15 protein-coding genes are annotated in these 19,622 nt (G+C 47.5%); 5 read left to right on the plus strand and 10 right to left on the minus strand.

Annotated elements, in window-relative coordinates; genetic code table 11:
- Positions 1-43: 43 nt before the first annotated feature.
- Together KXJ80_RS20585 and KXJ80_RS20590 are read right to left on the minus strand one after the other, a co-directional pair.
- Positions 44-2,050, minus strand: coding sequence for a TonB-dependent copper receptor (locus tag KXJ80_RS20585; RefSeq protein WP_218737481.1), 2,007 nt, complete (start codon positions 2,048-2,050; stop codon positions 44-46).
- Between the two features lie 205 nt (positions 2,051-2,255).
- Complete coding sequence (locus tag KXJ80_RS20590; protein ID WP_218737482.1) at positions 2,256-4,442, minus strand: putative bifunctional diguanylate cyclase/phosphodiesterase; 2,187 nt, start codon at positions 4,440-4,442, stop codon at positions 2,256-2,258.
- Positions 4,443-4,613: 171 nt separating this feature from the next.
- On the opposite strand from KXJ80_RS20590, the gene thpR reads away from it, so the two are divergent.
- Positions 4,614-5,189 carry an RNA 2',3'-cyclic phosphodiesterase gene (gene thpR, locus KXJ80_RS20595; RefSeq protein ID WP_218737483.1) on the plus strand — a complete coding sequence of 192 codons (576 nt, stop codon included), beginning with the start codon at positions 4,614-4,616 and terminating at the stop codon, positions 5,187-5,189.
- Between the two features lie 68 nt (positions 5,190-5,257).
- On the opposite strand, the gene KXJ80_RS20600 is transcribed toward thpR, so the two are convergent.
- Positions 5,258-6,037 (minus strand): tetratricopeptide repeat protein, encoded by a 780-nt coding sequence (locus KXJ80_RS20600; RefSeq protein ID WP_037414147.1) that lies wholly within the window; start codon positions 6,035-6,037, stop codon positions 5,258-5,260.
- Between the two features lie 421 nt (positions 6,038-6,458).
- Here KXJ80_RS20600 and crp point away from each other — a divergent pair, with 421 nt between their 5' ends.
- The 4 genes from crp to KXJ80_RS20620 all read left to right on the plus strand — a co-directional run bounded on the left by crp (position 6,459) and on the right by KXJ80_RS20620 (position 9,504).
- Positions 6,459-7,094, plus strand: a complete 636-nt coding sequence (crp, locus tag KXJ80_RS20605) for a cAMP-activated global transcriptional regulator CRP (RefSeq protein ID WP_011070954.1) — start codon at positions 6,459-6,461, stop codon at positions 7,092-7,094.
- Positions 7,095-7,176: 82 nt separating this feature from the next.
- Entirely contained in the window at positions 7,177-7,524 is a 348-nt protein-coding gene (locus KXJ80_RS20610) for a PepSY domain-containing protein (RefSeq protein WP_169548607.1), read from the plus strand.
- Positions 7,505-8,179 carry a response regulator transcription factor gene (locus KXJ80_RS20615; protein WP_037414152.1) on the plus strand — a complete coding sequence of 225 codons (675 nt, stop codon included), beginning with the start codon at positions 7,505-7,507 and terminating at the stop codon, positions 8,177-8,179. The genes KXJ80_RS20610 and KXJ80_RS20615 overlap by 20 nt, the downstream gene beginning before the upstream one ends.
- A complete protein-coding gene (locus KXJ80_RS20620) occupies positions 8,176-9,504 on the plus strand; it encodes an ATP-binding protein (RefSeq protein ID WP_218737484.1) in 1,329 nt (442 codons plus the stop codon). Before KXJ80_RS20615 ends, KXJ80_RS20620 begins: the two co-directional genes overlap by 4 nt.
- A gap of 123 nt (positions 9,505-9,627) precedes the next feature.
- On the opposite strand, the gene KXJ80_RS20625 is transcribed toward KXJ80_RS20620, so the two are convergent.
- From KXJ80_RS20625 to KXJ80_RS20655, 7 genes are all read right to left on the minus strand, one after another.
- Positions 9,628-10,431: a DUF1338 domain-containing protein gene (locus tag KXJ80_RS20625; protein ID WP_218737485.1), complete on the minus strand. Its 804-nt coding sequence runs from the start codon at positions 10,429-10,431 to the stop codon at positions 9,628-9,630.
- A 165-nt stretch (positions 10,432-10,596) separates the two neighbouring features.
- Complete coding sequence (astD, locus tag KXJ80_RS20630) at positions 10,597-12,060, minus strand: succinylglutamate-semialdehyde dehydrogenase (RefSeq protein ID WP_218737486.1); 1,464 nt, start codon at positions 12,058-12,060, stop codon at positions 10,597-10,599.
- 9 nt (positions 12,061-12,069) lie between these two features.
- The gene (gene astA / locus KXJ80_RS20635) at positions 12,070-13,089 is read right to left on the minus strand and encodes an arginine N-succinyltransferase (protein ID WP_069453617.1); all 1,020 of its coding nucleotides are present in this window, start codon (positions 13,087-13,089) and stop codon (positions 12,070-12,072) included.
- Between the two features lie 125 nt (positions 13,090-13,214).
- Entirely contained in the window at positions 13,215-14,432 is a 1,218-nt protein-coding gene (locus tag KXJ80_RS20640) for an aspartate aminotransferase family protein (RefSeq protein WP_037414164.1), read from the minus strand.
- A 308-nt stretch (positions 14,433-14,740) separates the two neighbouring features.
- A complete protein-coding gene (locus KXJ80_RS20645) occupies positions 14,741-15,652 on the minus strand; it encodes an alpha/beta hydrolase (protein ID WP_218737487.1) in 912 nt (303 codons plus the stop codon).
- A gap of 55 nt (positions 15,653-15,707) precedes the next feature.
- Complete coding sequence (locus KXJ80_RS20650; protein WP_011621409.1) at positions 15,708-16,853, minus strand: HDOD domain-containing protein; 1,146 nt, start codon at positions 16,851-16,853, stop codon at positions 15,708-15,710.
- A gap of 199 nt (positions 16,854-17,052) precedes the next feature.
- Positions 17,053-19,533 (minus strand): S9 family peptidase, encoded by a 2,481-nt coding sequence (locus KXJ80_RS20655; protein WP_218737488.1) that lies wholly within the window; start codon positions 19,531-19,533, stop codon positions 17,053-17,055.
- Positions 19,534-19,622 lie beyond the last annotated feature (89 nt).

Genomic DNA, 19,622 nt, shown 5'->3' on the forward strand with positions numbered 1-19,622 from the left:
GACAGCAAGGCTCTCGGGGCGATGCTAGCACAAATAAGCCGAGTTAGAACTGATAGGTCAGCTTAGCCCAGAGATTACGCCCCGGCTCATTAACCCTAAACATGGCTTCGCTGCCAGGCAGATCATTACCCGTACCGGCCTTACTCACATGCTCGGCGTAGGTTGCATCAAACAGGTTTTCGACACCGAAGATAAAGGATAAATCCTTGCTGTATGACCAAGAAGCATTGAGTGCCAAGGTACCAAAGCCACTACTTGGGCCTAAGTCTTGGCCCACAATATTGCCGTGACCTAAGGTATAACGATCCTGCGATGCAACCAACCGCCACTGCGCCGCCATTGTCCAAGCTTGCCATTGATAATTAACAATTAATCTTGCCTCTAACGGCGATATTTGCCCAAGTGCGACCTTGTCGGTATCGTTTTCACCATGGGTATAACTTAAGGTAAGTTGAGTCGACCATTGCTCATTAAGCGCATAGTCTAGGCTTGCTTCGCCACCGAATAAGCTGGCATCGATATTACGCGCCACCGTGGTGTTGCTGGTCGAATCAATCAAAATATAGTCATTAATCTCACCGTAAAAGAGTGACACTGACGCTTCAACCGGACCTTGGTAAATCCAGCCTATATCAAATTGATTGGTCGTTTCTGCCTTAAGATCAAAGGCTTTTTGTGCGGGATTATCGGCGCTAGCCTTCATGATCTCCCAATAGTCTGGCACGCGTTGCGCCGAGCCAAATCCAGCATAGTATTGATGAGCATCGAGTTGATATTCATAACGCACATAACCGCTGTAGAGGGTATCCTCCCGCTCACCCTGTTGGGCGATTAACAATTCGCCATCCCAGCGATCGACCCTTAATCCAGCGTGCAAGCTACTATTACCTGAACCTTGGTTATCAAAGCCGTAACGGGATTCGGCAAACAGCGCGTAGTTTTTATAGCGCATATCTTCCTTAAACGGCTTATTAAGCAAGTCGTCTAAACCAACATCTCCCATTGCCATGCTGCGGCCATCATGCGCGCTAGACATATAATCCAGCCCTAGTGTTAATTCGAGGCCATCGAGCGGGGTTAAATCAAACCAAAGATGACCACCGTCGGTCATTCGGCGCACATTCGAGCCAGAATTCACCCCTTCATCAAATCGGTCCATAATATGGTCGTTCTTATTGCTAAAGGCTTGTAACTCGACTGCGGCCAACCAACTCGACTCAAACTCATGTTGTATGAGCACCGCCGCATCACGGTTATCAATTTGGCGAGCCTTATTTAATCTGTCGGCATACTCTGCCTCACCGCTCGACTCACCGTAAGCTAACTCCACAACGGTACGCTCAGTAGGTGTCCAACCTAGGGCAAGATTGGCGTTTTGGCGGTCATAACTGGATTGCACCTTATTGCCATTGCCGTCCTGATAATGATCACTACTCGATTGATTAATATCAAAATCAAGGTAGTAATTCTTATCACCAGCACTCAACTCCACCATGGCATCTCGTCTATCGAAACTGCCACCCGTCGCACTGGCACGCCCTTCAAGATCCGCTTGATTAAAGCGATGACGATTTTTCTCAAACAGAATAGTGCCCGCGGTGCCGACGGGGCCATATTTCACCGTCTGCGGGCCTTTAATAACCGTTATCTGATCGTAAGTTTCGGGATAAATATAATTGGTTGGCGGATCCATACGTCCACCACAGGCACCATATACATGCTGGCCATCATCAACGATGTTTAAGCGCGAACCACCCAACCCACGAAACATCGGATCGCCGCCAGAGCCGCCTTTACGGGTGATATTAAATCCCGGAATCGTGCGTAAAAACCCTGAGCCATCATAGGCGGGTAATGGCAATCGATTTTGTTTGGGATCACTCACTAAGTGTACTGGCTGACGCATCACATCAGCGGTAACCAGCAGATAATCTTTACATTTTTGGTCATCACCACAGTCGGTCGCCTCTGTAGACCAGCCCAACTGAGGCAAAGTGGAGCCTAAAATACTCGCTAAAATTAGCGCTAATTTGATCGGTTGATATGGCACAAATTTCCCCTACATATTGTTTTTAATGATTTTTGTGGGGGATTGTTATGGCTGGTGATATAAGTGCAATCAAAACTCGGCTTGGCGCGACAATCTGTCGCAGCCTAAGTTGCATGGGCTCACATTAAGGTAAATATTGATAAATGAGTCACTTACAAATTAAGAATTGCAGAAGTATAAAAACTCACTTGAAGGAGAACCGCCGTTACAGCAGCCAAGGCTCGGCCAATCCAGAGGTTAATGTTAGCAATGGCGCGGGTTTATTAATCGCATAACCTTGAGCATAATCCACTCCTAAGCTCTTTAATTTTAAACCAATTTCTGTCGATTCAACAAACTCAGCTACCACATCAAATCCCATATCTTGTCCGAGCTGACAAATGGCTTTGATGATTGCTTGATCCGCATCATCGTCACACAGGTTGATAACAAACTGACCATCGATTTTGACGTAATCCACATTTAAACGTTTGAGATAAGTGAAACTTGAAAATCCCGCACCAAAGTCATCCAGTGCGAGCTGGCAATTTAATGGCCTAAGCACTTCAATCAATTTAGTTGCTTGATCTAATTGGCTTACGGCGGCGGTTTCGGTTATCTCAATGCAGAGTTTATCCACCAACTCAGGTTCAGTCATTAGCCGCATTTCAAGCCAATTCATAAACTCGCTATCACCCAAAGACGTCGCCGAAAGGTTGACGGATACCAGCCCCAATTGCTGCCAAATCGCTAAATGGCTACTCCCCCACTTCAGTAGATTATCAATGACCCACAAGTCGACTTTGGCGGCCAAGTTATAACGCTCAGCGGCAGGTAGGAAAATTGCTGGCGAAACAATGTTGCCATTGGGCTGCACCATACGGAGCAGCACTTCTAAATGTAATCCTGGCTCTTCGCAATTTAGTGGTGCAATACTTTGAAAATAAAGCTCAAATTGATTTAACGCGAGGGCACTAACAATATCTACCGAGGCCATCATTTCAGTGTAAAGACGAGTCATTTTAGGATCTTTAGCACTGTATAAATGCCAGCCATTTCGCCCCTTATCTTTGGCGAGTCGACAGGCCGCATCAGCATGACTCATCACGGTATAAATATCAGAGGCCGACCTGTCGAACTTAGCTATCCCCATACTGACGCTAACATTGTGGCAGCGGTTTTCCCAGATAAATTCGTGGGTTGCTAACTGAGTACAAATCCGCTTAGCAATATGCTGCGCCGAATCTACATTGCAGTAATGCATTAAAATACCGAACTCATCACCACCAAGCCGAGCAACGATATCGCCCTTGCGCACCAGTTGTTTAAGCCGCAATGTTAACTGGCACAGTAACTTATCCCCCGCTTGATGACCGCTAACATTGTTGATCACTTGAAATTGATCGACATCGATAAAGGCAACACAGGTTGGCATATCATCTTTGCTATGCAGCAAATTATCGAGTAATGCCTCAAAGTGCAGCCGATTGGGCAATCCGGTAAGAGCATCATAGTTAGCATGAAAAGAGAGCTCATCGGCCAGCCGATACTTTTCACTCACATCTTCGGCAATCATAACCAGGGTGTCCTTATCACCGTGGATCTGACTAAAACTGAGCCTTAACCACTCTAATTGATGCAGCGATTTAAGCGGCAATTCGCACCAAGCTTGTCCTAATACGCCTTCACGCACCATATGCAACGTATCGGAGAGCATCGCGTGCTCTTCATCGCGCACCATACTGAATAAATCGTATCCATGCTGCACTGGCAAGGTTTGCAGCGCCACTTTGTTCAGCATCGTCAGTTGATTTTGTTTATCGAGCAAAGCACAAGCCAAGGGCAATTGATTAAAGACTTCGCGATATTTGTTTTCACTCGCTAACATATCATGGGCGATACGGGTCAGCTCCATCGCCGAACCAATCATCACAGCCGCATGTTGAAACTCCTGAATAAACTCCTCGGTCCACTCACAGCATTCGGAGCAATTTACCGCCCCAAGGGCAATACGGGTTTCTCCAAATACGACGGGGGGTAACACCAGTAGACTTTTGACATCCCAATCCCGTAACAATGCCCGCTCCGCCTGAGCTTCTGGCGGTAATGTATTCACATCGGGTAGATTCAGCAGCTTGGGGTTTCTCACAAGGGAGCGAAAAAAAGGCATACGCGCGAGCGGCCAAACACGAGTCTGCTGGCCCTGGCTAAATTGCGGTTTTAAATACAAATTACGGGTGCGTAAATGGTCGAGGGATAAACTCCCCGTTAGCACAAACACCCCATCACAGTGCAACTGAAGTGTAATCGCCTCTAATGCTCTATCAACATTTTGCTCTAGGGTTTCTAGCGGCGTTTCGCTAAAAATCGTCACTAATGCCTGTTGGAGTGAATTTGCTAAACCATCTGACATGAAAAGGGATTTCCTTACCTACAATTCCATTTAAGGTATTATTGCTACACTTCCCAGAAACAAATTCAAGTCATCGAAAGCCGATGATGAATAATGACCACGGGCCTTTCTGTATTACCAAACAAAAGCATAGCTTATGTTTGGCATTTGAGCAGGTAGCGGAGATAAAGAGTGTTACAACGACTATTTCTTGGATTCGCCCTTAATGAGACTCAACGCATGCCACTGCTGCAATTGCAGCAATGCTTAGCACAACAGTTAACGCCCCATGCAAAACCCGTAAGCAAAGCGAATTTTCATCTCACCCTCGCTTTTTTAGGCTTAGCCCATCAGTCTCAAAAGACGCAACTGCTCGAAGCCGTTGATAAACTGCATCGGCCACGATTTACTGTACAACTGGATAAGCTCGCCGTTTGGCCCAAGGCACAGGTATGTTGTTTAAAGGGAGATAGGGTTAGCCCGGCGTTGGCGTTACTGGCATCACAGGCGCAAGATTTAGCGCAGCAGTTGCAATTGCATCAGAGCGAACATCCATTTCGACCGCATATCAGCTTGTTTAGAAAAGCCAAGTCTTTGAGCACCTTTGATAACGAACTTCTCCTCAAAGATCTAGCGAATACACCGATAACTGAACTAACGCTCGCTCCCGAACAGCTTCATTTGTACCTTTCGTCAAGCGGTAATCGTGGGGTGGAATATCACATCTTACATTCTTGGCCGCTCGAACAGCCTGAATCCGCCCAATAAATAAAACGCCAGAAACAATCAGCCCGAGCATAGCCCGGGCTGATAAAGATAATAAAACACTAACGGGTTTAATCGAGCAAACGCAGTGTCTCACGGTAGGCGCGTTTCTGCTCATAGCTATGTAAACGCTGCTTAAATTCATCGGTTTTAGTCGCTTCAGCCGTCATCTTCAAAGCTGCAATCGCTTTTTGCTGCGTCGAAACGGCAGCGCCAAAATCGCCCACTTCCGCATAGGCCGCGGCCAAGTTGTCGAGATTAGTGGGATCGTTTTCGTTGACCTTAAGGAGCTGTAGAGATAACTGAAGCGCTTTATTGCCATCACGGTATTCGGCCTCAGGGCAAGTTGCGAGAATCCAAGCCACATTGCCAAGGGCAATATCATCGCCAACACGGGAAAATTGCTCTACCGCTTTGCCGCAATTGCGCTTAACGCCATCACCACCCGAAGCGTAAATAAAGCCTAAACGAAACTGTGCCCAACGATTACCACGCTCGCCCATATCCTTATACCAACGCTCGGCTACAGCTAAGTCTCGTTTAATCAATTGGCCTTCAAAAGAGAGATCCGCCAAAGTTTGCTGCGCCTTTTCGTGTTGTTGCTCGGCGGCGAGAGTTATCCAGTGCAGCCCTGATGGCACTTCTTGCTGCACATAACGTCCAGAGAGAAACATCAGTCCCAGTAAAAATTGCGCATCGGCATCACCTTGCTCCGCCTGAACTTGAATATGCACAAATTTACTCGCCGCAATTTCATTTGCGGGCTGCGGGATAGAAAATGCGTATGCAGCAGAACTTAATCCAACGGATAAAGTCAATCCTGCACCGAAAACCCATTGTCTGTATTTCACGTGGTAACCTCTTCGAAAAACAACCGCGTCCCCAAGTTAGCCAGAATTAACCCCATAAGTCGAGTCTAAATAGGTTCAATTGACCTTAAATAAAGGGAAAAATCACCGCTGATTTTTAAATTGCTCTACTCACCATGTCAGGCCACTAAGGTTTACGATTGTTTTACTCACAAAAAACCCTTAAAAGCCTTTATAAGATGTGATTAACTCTACAGAGTTAAGTGAATCCAGTGAGTTTGACACCGATTTAGTTGACTAATATCACTAAAGTAGCAAAATAAGCTCTAATTTTAGTTGGTTAATTGCATTTATTCACTCATTCTAAACTAAGATGTCCATCAAGTTTTTATGGGTGTAATTGACGTAAAATGCTTATTTAGAATATTCTTACTTTCGTTTTAATCAATCGAGGAACATCGACATGGCTCTGATTGGTAAGCCAAAACCGGACCCAACTTTGGAATGGTTTTTATCACACTGTCACATTCATAAGTATCCCGCTAAAAGCACCTTGATCCATGCTGGTGAAGACTCAGATACCCTTTATTACATCGTAAAAGGTTCTGTTGCGGTATTGATTAAAGATGAAGAAGGTAAGGAAATGATCCTATCTTATCTTAATCAAGGCGACTTTATCGGTGAGTTAGGATTGTTCGAAGAACAAGCTGAACGTACTGCCTGGGTTCGTGCAAAACAAGCATGTGAAATTGCTGAAATCTCTTACAAGAAGTTCAAGCAATTAATCCAAGTTAACCCCGAAATTCTGATGAAGCTTTCGGCTCAAATGGCATACCGCCTACAGAGCACTAGCCAGAAAGTCGGTAATTTAGCATTCCTCGATGTGGCAGGCCGTATTGCCCAAACATTGTTGCATTTAGCAAAACAACCTGATGCCATGACTCATCCAGACGGCATGCAAATTAAGATCACTCGCCAAGAAATTGGTCAGATCGTTGGTTGTTCCCGCGAAACTGTGGGTCGTATCTTAAAGATGCTTGAAGAACAAAATCTCATTCAAGCACACGGTAAAACCATTGTGGTATATGGCACCCGTTAAGTTAGACTTCAGCTTGATTTAAGCCTGTTTCATTAAAGTGGCCTAGCATAAAATCTAGGCCATTTTTTATTGGGGAGCATAAATGAAACGGCTGTTATTTATCTGTTTTTTCAGTCTGTTTACGCTGGTGCATCCAACAATAATTAACGCCGAACCGATTGAATTAGAACATTATCAAGCCAAGGCTTTAGTCAACTCTGGGCAAATTCTATCACTCAATGGCACCCTAGCCGTGGTCAATCAATTCTGCCACGGTGAACTAATTGACGCACATCTCTATCAAGAAGATCATAAATGGCGCTATGATTTGCAAATCAAAGTGCAACGCGGCCAAATAGTGAATCTGAGTATTGATGCCACCAACGGTCAACTTGAACACTCCACCGCACTACCGAGCGAATGTCGAAAACATGAAACTGCTACTCGTTGAAGATAATCCAATGTTGGTCTCCGAACTGGAGAAACAACTCAAACAGGCTGGCTACGTTACCGATATTACTGACAAAGCGGTTGAAGCCGATTACCTCGTTAAAGAAACCCAATACGATTGCGTGATCTTAGATATTGGTCTCCCCGATGGCAATGGGCTGGAATTACTCGAAGGCTGGCGTAATCAAGGCATTAGCACACCGGTTATTATGTTAACCGCCCGCAGCCAATGGCATGAAAAGGTCGAAGGTTTCAATGCCGGTGCCGATGATTATTTAGGAAAACCCTTCCACGCACAGGAGCTATTAGCGCGTATCCAAGCGCTTATTCATCGCGCCCATGGCCGTTTAAATAATTCCAGCAAACAGTTGAGCTATGGCGGCGTCACCTTAGATGAAGCCGAACAAACCGTCAGCGTTGGCGAGCATTTATATGAATTGACAGCCATGGAATTCCGACTGTTAAAAATCTTCCTCATGTCGCCTAAGAAGCTGTTATCTAAGGCTCAACTGACGGACAAGCTCTATCAGTTTGACGACGAGAAAGAGAGTAATGTGGTTGAAGTTTACGTGACTCATCTGCGCAAAAAACTCGGTAAAACTGCGATAGAAACCCGCCGCGGTCAAGGTTATATCTTCCACGGCGTGACTGCATGATCTCGATTCGCACTAAGCTCAGTTTATGGTTAACGGGCTTATTGGTATTAGGCACAGTAGTTGGACTCGTCTTATTTGAGTCCATGCTGCGCCAAGCGTTTCACGACTCGATTATCAATCGCTTAGAAGAAGATTTAGAACACATTATGCTGGCAACCCATTTCAATAATGGGGAAATCCACATCGATCAGAGCCAACTGTCGAGCTTCTACCGCCCCGCCTATTCGGGGCGTTATTTCCAGCTAAACCTGCCCAATGAAGTGATCCGCTCTCGCTCCCTGTGGGATATGCAGCTCGATATCGAACCTTTAGCGCCAAACCAGACCCGTGTCTGGCAGGCAAAGGGACCTAAAAATAATGATATGCAGTTGTTATCTCTTGGATTAAATTCCAGCAGTGCCAATGTGACCGCTACGCTCACTGTCGCACAAGATTTGAGTATTGGTAGACGGGTATTTAGTGAAGTCTACGGCACTAAGCTTGGGGTTAACCTCGCCATGTTAGTGGCCATGATTGCGGGTATATTCCTGATCCTGCGCCAATCCTTTAAACCCGTAAAACAGATCCAACATGCACTGTCACGCCTACAAGAAGGTGAGATTAACGCTTTAGAGCTGAATAACATTCCGCCCGAAGTGCAACCGCTGGCGAAGACCTACAACGAGTTATTGGAATACACCGCCAAGCAAATTGAGCGTAGCCGCAATAACTTAGGCAACTTAAGCCATGGGCTAAAAACCCCTCTGGCGGTGATGCAGCAACAGGTTGAAGCCTTGGGGCTTAAAGATCCCGATACCGCCATGGCGCTACAACAACAGCTCGACGCTATCCATAAAATGGTCGAACGTAAACTTGCTGCGGCGCGGATCACCGGTGATATGTTACCTGCCGCCCAGTTAGTGGTACCGAGGGATCTTCACAGCCTCGCCAATACCCTCAACAAAGTGCATAGAAGTAAAAACATCAACTGCGACTTTGAGCTTGATCCTAGTATCCAGCGCCTGCCCATCCATAGGGAAGATGGTATGGAGCTCTTAGGGAATCTGCTCGATAACGCCTTTAAATGGGCGGGCAGCCAAGTCACGGTAAAACTGTGGAAGGAACAAAGCAAACTCTGCCTTAGCATAGATGATGATGGCCCTGGCGTTGCCGATGACGAACTCGATAAACTCACCCAAAGGGGCACGCGCCTCGATGAATCTGTTATGGGCCATGGCCTAGGGTTATCGATAGTGAAAGAAATTGCCGAGCAATATGGCATTGAGCTTAAGTTTAAGCACAGCAGCCACTTATCTGGTCTCAGCATTGAACTAGTCTTTGGCTAACGAGTGCTTAGCTAAGAGTGCTTAGCGAACAAATGTTAAGCTATGTGCTCTAAGTGCTACCAATAAAAACGCCATCGAACGATGGCGTTTTTGTTTGAGATGAGTCAGCAACCGCCTAATTCATTAGGCCTTTTTCGCGTTGGTGCTCTCAAAAATCTTATCGGCTGATGCGGCCACGAAACCCGTGTACAGCTCACCATTCGCCTTGGGATAACGCAGGGCAAATTCATAGAAGCAGCTTGGGATCTCAACCGTTGTATCGCTAAATTCTACGGCGATTTTATCGGCCATGGTCGATGATTGCTCTAGTAACACCTCTGCTGAACCTTTGATCTCGCCACCTGAACTATTCAGCACAAAGCCCGCTTGCTTAAGCGCATCGTTCACCGACTCTAATGTCTCGAAGCCCTCGAGGTGATTGATAGAGACTGTAAAATGGTTGGCACGGTAGCCAAAAGCCGCAACCCAAGCCGCATATTCGCTCTCTTCGAGCAGCGTCTCATAGGTCTTAGCATCCAGTGACCAATGGCGACCCGAATAAATAAAGTTATCCGCTTTAGTCGCCTCTTCATCCACTTGGGCAATCAAACCTTGGATGGTGCTTTGTAGTGATGGGCTAAATTCTTCCACCAATAACTCAGAAATAAACACCTTTGGCTGAGTCGCATCTGGGTGCTCAAAATGCTTAGCCACCAGTTTTTTCTGTTCAAACTTATAATCACCACAAGCCACATAACCTAGAGAGGTAAAGTGCTCGGCCAATACGGCTAAATTCACCTTAGCGATGTTAAAAGTACGCAGGGCGATATGGTCGTTGATGATTGGTTTACCGTGTCCGAGTAGCTCGTGCACCTTGGCCGCAGATGGGGTCATTTGAATATAGTCTTGCCAGAGAGCGGCAAATAACGCATTGATATCTGTGTGCATAAAAAACTCCTTTTATTGTGCTGCGACTATAGTGCGTATTGTTTTGCCGCTCGCACTCAATGTAACGACCCTAGCCACTTGCTGCACAACGGCGCTCAGTAGCAGCCCAAGTAACGTTACTGCTTGCTATGAAAAAGGAAGAACCTAGGTTCTTCCTCAATGATTTCACTCTAAACTTAATCCTGGGCTTAAACTTGCGGGTAAGCTCACCGCATCCGCCTCAACGGAGGCAACAGGGTAAGCACAATAGTCGGCGGCATAAAATGCACTCGCCCTGTGGTTACCCGAAGCGCCTACGCCGCCAAAGGGGGCTGCGCCAGAAGCACCAGTGATCTGCTTGTTCCAATTCACAATACCCGCACGAATGCGGGCGAGGAAATACTCATAATCATCACGGCTATCGGCCAAGATACCCGCAGACAAACCATAACGGGTTTGGTTAGCCAGCTTAATCGCTTGGTCAAAATCACTGTAGCGCACTAATTGCAGCAATGGTCCAAAGTATTCCTCATCGGGTAACTCGCTTACCGCAGTCACATCGATAAGCCCGGGTGAGACTAAGCCTGTTCCAGCTTGCAGGTGCGTCAGTTCAACCAGTGACACACCGCCTAATTTCTGCAAGTTAGCCTGCGCCGCGACCATACCTTTCGCTGCGCCTTCGGAAATCATTGAGCCCATAAATGGCTGTGGCTGCGCGTTCCAAGGACCGACTTTAATCTGCTTCACCGCTTCAACCAGCTTGGCTACTAAGGCATCGCCCTGCTCGCCTTGCTCAACATAGAGCCTGCGGGCGCAGGTGCAACGTTGGCCAGACGAAATATAAGCCGATTGCAGAATATCGTGCACAGCGGCTTTGATATCGGCCACGCCTTTAATAATCAGCGGGTTATTACCGCCCATTTCTAAGGCGAGGATCTTACCTGGATGACCCGCATATTGCTGGTGTAACAGGTGACCGGTGCGAGAACTGCCAGTAAAGAACAGCCCGTCGAGCTGTGGGTGTGACGCCAGCGCCTTACCCGTATCCACTTCACCTTGGACCAAGTTAAGAACACCCGCGGGCAGACCCGCCTTTTCCCACAGAGAGACCATTAACTCGGCCACTTTAGGCGTCAATTCAGAGGGCTTAAACACCACGGTATTGCCCGCAAGCAACGCTGGCACTATATGACCATTGGGTAAATGCCCAGGGAAGTTATAGGGTCCAAACACAGCAACAACACCGTGAGGCTTATGGCGTAGCACGGCGCGCCCTGCTGGCGTGTCATTGGCTTCAGTGCCGGTGCGCTTGTTATAAGCCGTTGCCGACAGGCCAATCTTACCAATCATGGCAGCAACTTCTGTCGCCGTTTCCCACTGGGGTTTACCGGTTTCCTGAGCGATCGTTTCGGCTAATTCGGCTTTGTTCGCTTCGAGTTGGCTACGATAAGCTTCAACTATCTTTAGACGCGCATCAAAACCTAACATAAACCAATCGAACTGAGCTTCACGGGCGGCATCGACGGCAGCGTTGACTTGATCGGCTGTCGCCGTTTGGCCGCGCCAAATAATTTCGCCATTTGCTGGGTTGCTAGAGGTCACATCATGACCCTTGCCAGCGTGCCACTGGCCTTTAATAAAATGTGTCATTTGCTATTCCTACATTGCCAAAATACGGATTTGATCGCCTTTTGCGAGTAACAAACCTTCGGCGAGTTCTGGGCTAATTACCACCTGCTCTGCTTTATCATCAACGCAGAGATAAGCTGCGGTCGCTCTGTAATTGGCTAATTGAGTGTTAGAGACAATAAATTGCTTATCGGATTCAGGCATATCACCAATTTCGACCGTCAGTAGACGGCTTTCACGCACAGCACGAATATCGGTTAAACGGCACTCGACCGTTGGGCCACCATCGAAAATATCCACATAACCGCGGCATCTAAAACCTTCGGCCTGCAGCAAGCTTAGAGCCGGACGCGTATTAGTGTGTACTTCGCCGATCACTTTTTGCGCTTCTTCTGGCAGCAGGCAAACATACACAGGGTTACGGGGCATCATCTCCGCCATAAAGGCTTTTTTACCTAAGCCAGACAGGTAGTCAGCTTGAATAAAATCAATGCCTAAAAAGTTTTTTTGCAACCAACCATAGAAGGGAGAATGACCATCTGCATCACTTACGCCACGCATTTCAGCAATCACAGTTTCGCCAAAGCGTTTGGCATGCTGCGCCAAAAACAGAAAACGGCTGCGGGATAACATGCGGCCATTATTCCCCTTACGATAAGGCTCCCGTAAAAACAGGGTACAAAGCTCAGCGGCGCCAGTGTAATCGTGACAAAGAGTTAAGGTTTCCACCTCGTTGCGAACTTCAATTTGCTCAGAATGGTACACCTCAGTTCCGAGGCGATAGTGGTAGAAGGCATCCTCCATACCGACTGCGGCTTCAATCGCGCAGGTGCCGACCACTTCACGGGTCGCGGTATCCTCGAGCACCATTAAGTAGCCTTCATCAAAGGGCTTATCGACAACTTTGGCAAAAGAGGCTTCAGCACGGGCAATTTTATGCCGAAGCAAATCGGCATTGACTGGCAATGAGGTAAAGCCATGACCAGACTCTTCGGCAATTTGGTATAGAGATTCAAAGTCGCCAGCCCGAATAGGACGTATGATTAACATCTTAGTGTCTCCTCACTTAAGCTTGCAGTGCACCAATGCGCCTATCTTCAAAAGACAGGAATGATATCTGCAAGAATTCCCTGACAAAAAAGGAGTGCGAATAAAATTCAGCACTCCTTTGGTCCTTAGGCAGCGGCGATGCTCGCCACGGCACGTTCAAAACGTGCCAGACCTTCTGCAATATCTGCCTCAGGGATCACCAGTGAAGGTGCAAAACGAACTACGTTGGCCCCCGCCATCAGGCTCATTAAGCCTTCAGCAACAGATGCCACTAAAAAGTCACGTGAACGACCTTGATATTGTTCATTAAGAACCGCCCCTAACAGTAAGCCTTTACCGCGAACTTCAGAGAAAACGTGATATTTTTCATTAATTTTGTTCAAGCCGTCGCGTAATAATTGCTCGCGATGTTTCACACCATTCAAAACTTCTGGCGTGTTAACCACATCTAATACCGCGTTGCCGATAGCACAAGCTAATGGATTACCACCATAGGTTGAACCGTGAGTCCCCACTTTTAGGTGCTCAGCAATTTCCGCAGTAGTCAGCATAGCTGCAATAGGGAAACCACCGCCAAGTGCTTTAGCCGTGGTAAGAATATCCGGCACTATGTCGGTGCCCATGTAAGCATAAAGTTCACCCGTACGGCCAACACCAGTTTGTACTTCGTCGAAAATCACCAGTGCATTGTGTTTATTAGCCAGTTCACGCACCGCTTTGAGGAACGCAGGATCAGCATTAATAATACCGCCCTCACCTTGCAGCGGCTCTAGCATGATGGCGCAGGTTTTATCCGATACGGCCGCTTCTAATGCCGCAACATCGTTATAAGGTAAGTGGGTGATGCTTTGCGGTTTTGGACCAAAACCATCGGAATAGGCCGCTTGACCACCAACGCTCACAGTGAAAAAAGTACGACCGTGGAAGGCTTTATCGAAGGCGATGATTTCATCTTTCTCTACGCCGTATTTTTCTAAAGCATAACGACGGGCTAATTTCAGTGCCGCTTCGTTGGCTTCGGCGCCAGAGTTGGCAAAATAGACACGCTCAGCAAAAGTGCTATTGACTAACTTAGTGGCCAGCTCGAGTGCAGGCTCGTTGGTCATGACGTTAGACAGATGCCATAATTTTTCGCCTTGGGTTTTTAAGGCATTCACTAAGGCAGGATGACAGTGACCTAAGCAATTTACCGCGATACCGCCAGCAAAATCGATAAATTCGTTACCCTCTTGATCCCATACACGGCTGCCTTCGCCACGTACAGGGATCACGGCAGCAGGCGCATAGTTAGGCACCATAACCGCATCAAACTGGGCACGATTCAACTTCATATCAACGCTCATTCTTCTTCATCCTTTGTTTAAATGTAACGGCATCGGGAGCCGTCTGAGTCCCCAACGTATCTTTATCTTGAGTTAGTGATACAGGGTATGCTTGTGTCTATTAATAGCCATTATTAGCGAAATTGTGATCAAAATACCAGTTTTTCACAAACAACATTCACCATGCTTAAGGCCAAAGTGCATAAAGATTGCAGTTTAAGAACTATACAAGCGTTTACGCCAGAGGCATTTAGCATATTTAGTCAGAAAAAAAGTTATTTACCTCTATTTTTGCTAGCTATTCACCGAATATGAATAACTACACAATTTTAACGAATCAGCTGTGAAAGCACAAAATCCGCAATTTGTTCCCTCGCCTCAAGCGCTTCGGGCAACAGATGGAACAGGGGAAAAACATGGGGCATGTTGTGATAAAAACGCGATTCTACCGCGCCACCACTGGCCTTAACTTGCATAACCAGTCGTTCTGAGTCCTGTAAAAGCAACTCACGCGTACCGGCAATCACTAAGAGTGGTGGCAAGTCTGCCAAGTTCCCCTGTAAAGGTGAAACCCGTTCTGACATAGGATTCGCCCCAACAAGATACGCCCCGCGCAGCCGCAATAGCGACTCAATGGTAAAGAACGGATCATCCGCGCCTAAAATCAGCTCGGTATCGCCGGTAATCGCTAAATCCAGCGCGGGTGACAACAACACACAGGCTTTAGGCATGGGCAGATGGCGCTTTTTAAGTTCGAGCAACAGACTTAAGGCTAAATTACCGCCGGCAGAATCGCCCATCAGCACTAGGTTATCGCTCCCTTTCAACTCAATTAAGTGCAGGTATGCCTCGAGTACATCGTCACAGGGCGCGGGATACGGATGCTCCGGCGCTAAACGATAATCAGGGATAAACGTATCGAGGCGACAACGTTCGCTGATATCGGCCACCAGTCTTGCGTGGGCATGGGGAGTTTTAAAACAGAATCCGCCGCCACGAATGTAAAATAGATTGCCCAAACGCGGCGTGTCATTGAGCAGCACGTAATGCAGTAGTGTGGAATGTTGTAAGGGAATTGAGGCCGTAACGAGCTTTTCAGGCCATGGCAACCAGCGCTTATCCAGCTCTAATAAACGTTGCCGTACTTGGCTTAGGGGAAGTTTGGCTTTACCTCGGCTGATCGATGGCCGTGCCACATAGGATAAAATAGTATTTAATACAGAAGCTTGCCAGCTTGGCATTTCCCGTCCTCCACATCAGTGCCGCAATAGGACACCGATGGGAACGGCGTGCAGATCACAGCAGATCCAACTTCCGATAATTCTGTGCTTTTAGGCGCAGCACTTCCTGTTCGCTCAGCTCGTAATAATCGAACATTAAGCGTTTTTCCTGCGGCTCGATTTGGCGCATCTCCTCGAGCAACAGCACCTTAGCATAACAATTCGCCCGTGCCACTATGGCGGCTGGCATAGAGAGTTCGCGGTAAGTTAAGGTTTGGTCTAGTTCCTTTAACAACAGGGTTAAGGGGCTATGCTCAAATTTCAGTAACTCTAATAGCTGCCAATTGAGTTTGTGCCCGTGAGCCAGCACTTGCTCAAATACTGCCTTGGCCGGAAACTCAGTGGCAATCACCGCATCATACACTTCTTTATCGCGACTCGAGCTGGCCTCACGGATCCAATTGCCCCAAGTTTTATCAAATAAACGCGCACTCAAGCTAAGCACAACCGAGGTGCCTAACTGATTCATTAATGCACCACTATAAACTAAGGCTGAGTCAGTATTATGAAGCTGCGCTAACGCATTCGCTGCTATTCCGCTGACGATGCTGTAGCGCCACAGCTTACGGGTGGTCCAGAGTAACTTAGCGTTGCCACTGGGCAGCCAATTACGTAGGCAAAAATAAGGAATAATGGTGCGCAGATTTTCGATGCCAATGTAATTCATCACTAATTTGATATCAGTAACGCGCACATCTGAACTTTGTGGACGCCGTGCCCGAAATGCCGGGCTATTGACCATATTGGTTAAATCGCGGCATAACCAGCTCAAATTACTGATTAAAGGTCTTAACCGCGTCGCATCTAGGTTTTTGGCCAGCAACAGCTCGAGCAACAGGATCTGTGACTCGTTAATCTCCGACTTAGCCAGCACTAACTCTGGGGATGCCAGTTGATGCTCAATGGCATTATTGACTGTTTCGGTGAGTTGATTTGAGATGGCCTCAAAGACTTCGCGGGCCTGAATTTGTTTGAGTAGCCGCGACAGAATCGCCTCTCGCTCGACATCGAGCTTATTGGCATCGGCTTCAAGCTCTCGGTCTAAATCATCCAATAAGGTAGGACCGGCCTTTTGCTTACCGAGAATAAGTTGCTGATAGAGCCTATGTTCTATCTCTATAATTTTGCCGGGTCTAACGCCGCCCGCTACCGATATCGCCACAGTTTATCTTTCCTCTCTCGCCCGTGCTAAGTGGCGCGCATACGCTAAAATCGTTAAAAACATGACAATTTCAGCATATAGGTTAAATCTTGGCAATAAGCAAACCGCTTACTATTTTACAGTCCAGATTGGATTCACAGACGCTGAAATCCACACAACAAAAAGGCCTCATATTGAGGCCTTAATACTTTCGCGAAATTTACTTAAGCTCTTGTTCAAACAGCTTATAAATACGGCGATATTCGTCCAACCAACTCGATGGCTGACGGAAACCATGGGGCTCAACCGGATAAATTGCGGTTTCGAACATAGGTTTTTCCAGCTCGATAAGGTGCTGCACCATACGCACGCTATCTTGGAAGAACACGTTGTCATCCATCACGCCACTCATGATCAGTAATGGCTTAGTCAAACCTTGGGCATGCTCGATAGGCGAGCTACGCTCGTAGGCGATAGGATCAACATCCGGTGTGTTTAAAATGTTGGAGGTGTATGGCGCGTTGTAATGTGCCCAATCCGCCACAGGGCGCAGTGCTGCGCCTGCTTGGAATAATTCAGGCTCAGTAAATAAGGACATAAAGGTTAAGAAACCGCCGTAGGATCCGCCATAAGTACCAACCCGCTTAATATCCACGTTGGCATTTTGTCCCATCCAAGTCACACCGTCTTTTAAGTCTTCAACTTCTGGGTGACCCATGTTGCGATAAATCGCCGTGCGCCAGTCGCGGCCATAGCCTTTAGAACCACGGTAATCCATGTCCATCACCACATAACCCTGCTGGGTCAGTAGGTTGTGGAACATAAACTCACGGAAGTAACCACTGAAACCGTAATCGGCATTCTGTAGGTAGCCCGCACCATGGTTAAAGATAACCGCGGGATATTTTTCGGCGCGCGATTTATCAAAGCCCTGGGGCAAATAAACCCGCGCATACACTTGGCCAGCGCCATGGTTAGAAGGAACGGCTACCACTTCGGGCGCTTGCCATGGATATTGCTTAAAGGCATCGCTGGTATAGGAAGTCAGTTGTTTTAACTCACCGCTAATCGGCTGAACATACAGCTCATTCGGCGCTGTACGGCGAGATGCATTCAGCAGCAACTTAGTGCCATCGGGACTTAAGCTGTAATCTAAGTTACCGTCCCACTGGGTTAATTGCTCATTTTTGCCCGAGGCAATATTCACACGGTGAACATTGTAAATACCAGGGTGGCTTTGGTTGGCCTTGTAGTAGATGTAGTTTGCGTCGGGCGACAGGGTGATGTCACTTACCACAAACTTACCTTGAGTCAAAGCGCGGGGCTTTTCGCCACGGGGTTTGATATAAAGCTGGGAATAACCTGTCTCTTCAGAGAGATAATACAGGGTGTCCGTACCTGGTAACCAGCCAAATTGGTTATAGTCGTAGTTCACCCAGGCATCATCATGGAGGCGATGCTCGGTGATAAACTTGCCCTTTGCCAGATCGACACTGGCAATCCAGCGGTCTTTGTTATCGGTCGCTTCGACCATCACCGCCAGTTTGTCCTCAGACTCATGCCATTGAATCGCGCTTTGAGTCCAGCCCCAATCCTGCATCAGCTGGATTTTACGAGGTGCCTTAGTACTTTGATACGACTCACCTTTTGCCTTGGCGTTTTCAGTCTTCACCTTAGCTAAAACGTCCTCATCGAAGCCTGTTAGGCCTTCGATAGTCACATCAATCTGTTTATGCTCATTTAGATCGAGCACCACAAAGCGTTGCCCCGGAGGCGTATCTTCTGCAACACGGGCGCGGACTGGCACAGGATCGATATAGCCTTCGCTACCGAGGTAGTTTGGCATGATGTCGTGTTCACTGCTGCCGGTGTAATTTTTATCGGTTAAGGCCACAAACAGATAGCGACCGTCTGGCGACAAACTCAGCTCAGACACCACCTCGGCATCACCTAAATACCAAGTGTTGGCGGCGAGGGTCGGATCGCTCTTTTGCAATTCGTTCTTAAATTGTTCTTTGGCTTTGGCATTTTCTTGCTGCAACGCCACATATTGAATGAGTCTGTGCTGCTGCTTGGCTAAGTAGCTGCTCGGCTCTTTCACCCCCTCGGGCGCTTTCGCCATTTTGATTTCAGCCAACTGCTCCACTAATCCACTGTCTTGATGGATTTGGAACACATTATCCCCTTGCCAATAGGCGATATCGCCATTGTTGAGGTAACGCAGTCCACTGATCGCCGTGCGCTGGCGGGTAAGCTGGGTGATTTTGCCAGAGCTTAAATGCTTAACAAAAATATTGCCTTGATAGAGATACGCTTTGTTGGCCTTAGCACTGTCTAACACACCAAACTGTTGGTCCGCCGCGTGTAGTTTATCGATGGCCAGTTCAACGGCGCGGCTGTCATTAATACCCTGCTGATAGTAATTCCGTAGCGGCGATGCGCTAGGTTGGCGGGCAAAGAAAACGCTCTGACTGTCATCGCTCCAGTAGGCTTCCTTAGCGAAAATCCCCATCCAATCGGGGTTCGCCATAATTTGATTCAGCGTAAGCGGTTGTGAAACTTGGGGAGGCTGAGCTAAAGGGACTTGATAAGCCTGTGGTGTGGTCGCGGGAGTTGCCGTTTCGGTTGAGGTGGCGGCGCAACTCGTCAATACCGCAACGGCTAACGCACTTAAACCCAAATTTCGCATTACGCTGTTCATTTGTCCTTCCTTTTATTGTTATCGCAGCCCTAGTTACACTTTGGAGCTAACTCCATGAGTACGTGAGCAGGCATCGTTTTGCGGCAGTT

Origin of the sequence: Shewanella xiamenensis (assembly GCF_024971755.1) — a bacterium.
Classification (GTDB): Bacteria; Pseudomonadota; Gammaproteobacteria; order Enterobacterales; family Shewanellaceae; genus Shewanella; species Shewanella xiamenensis.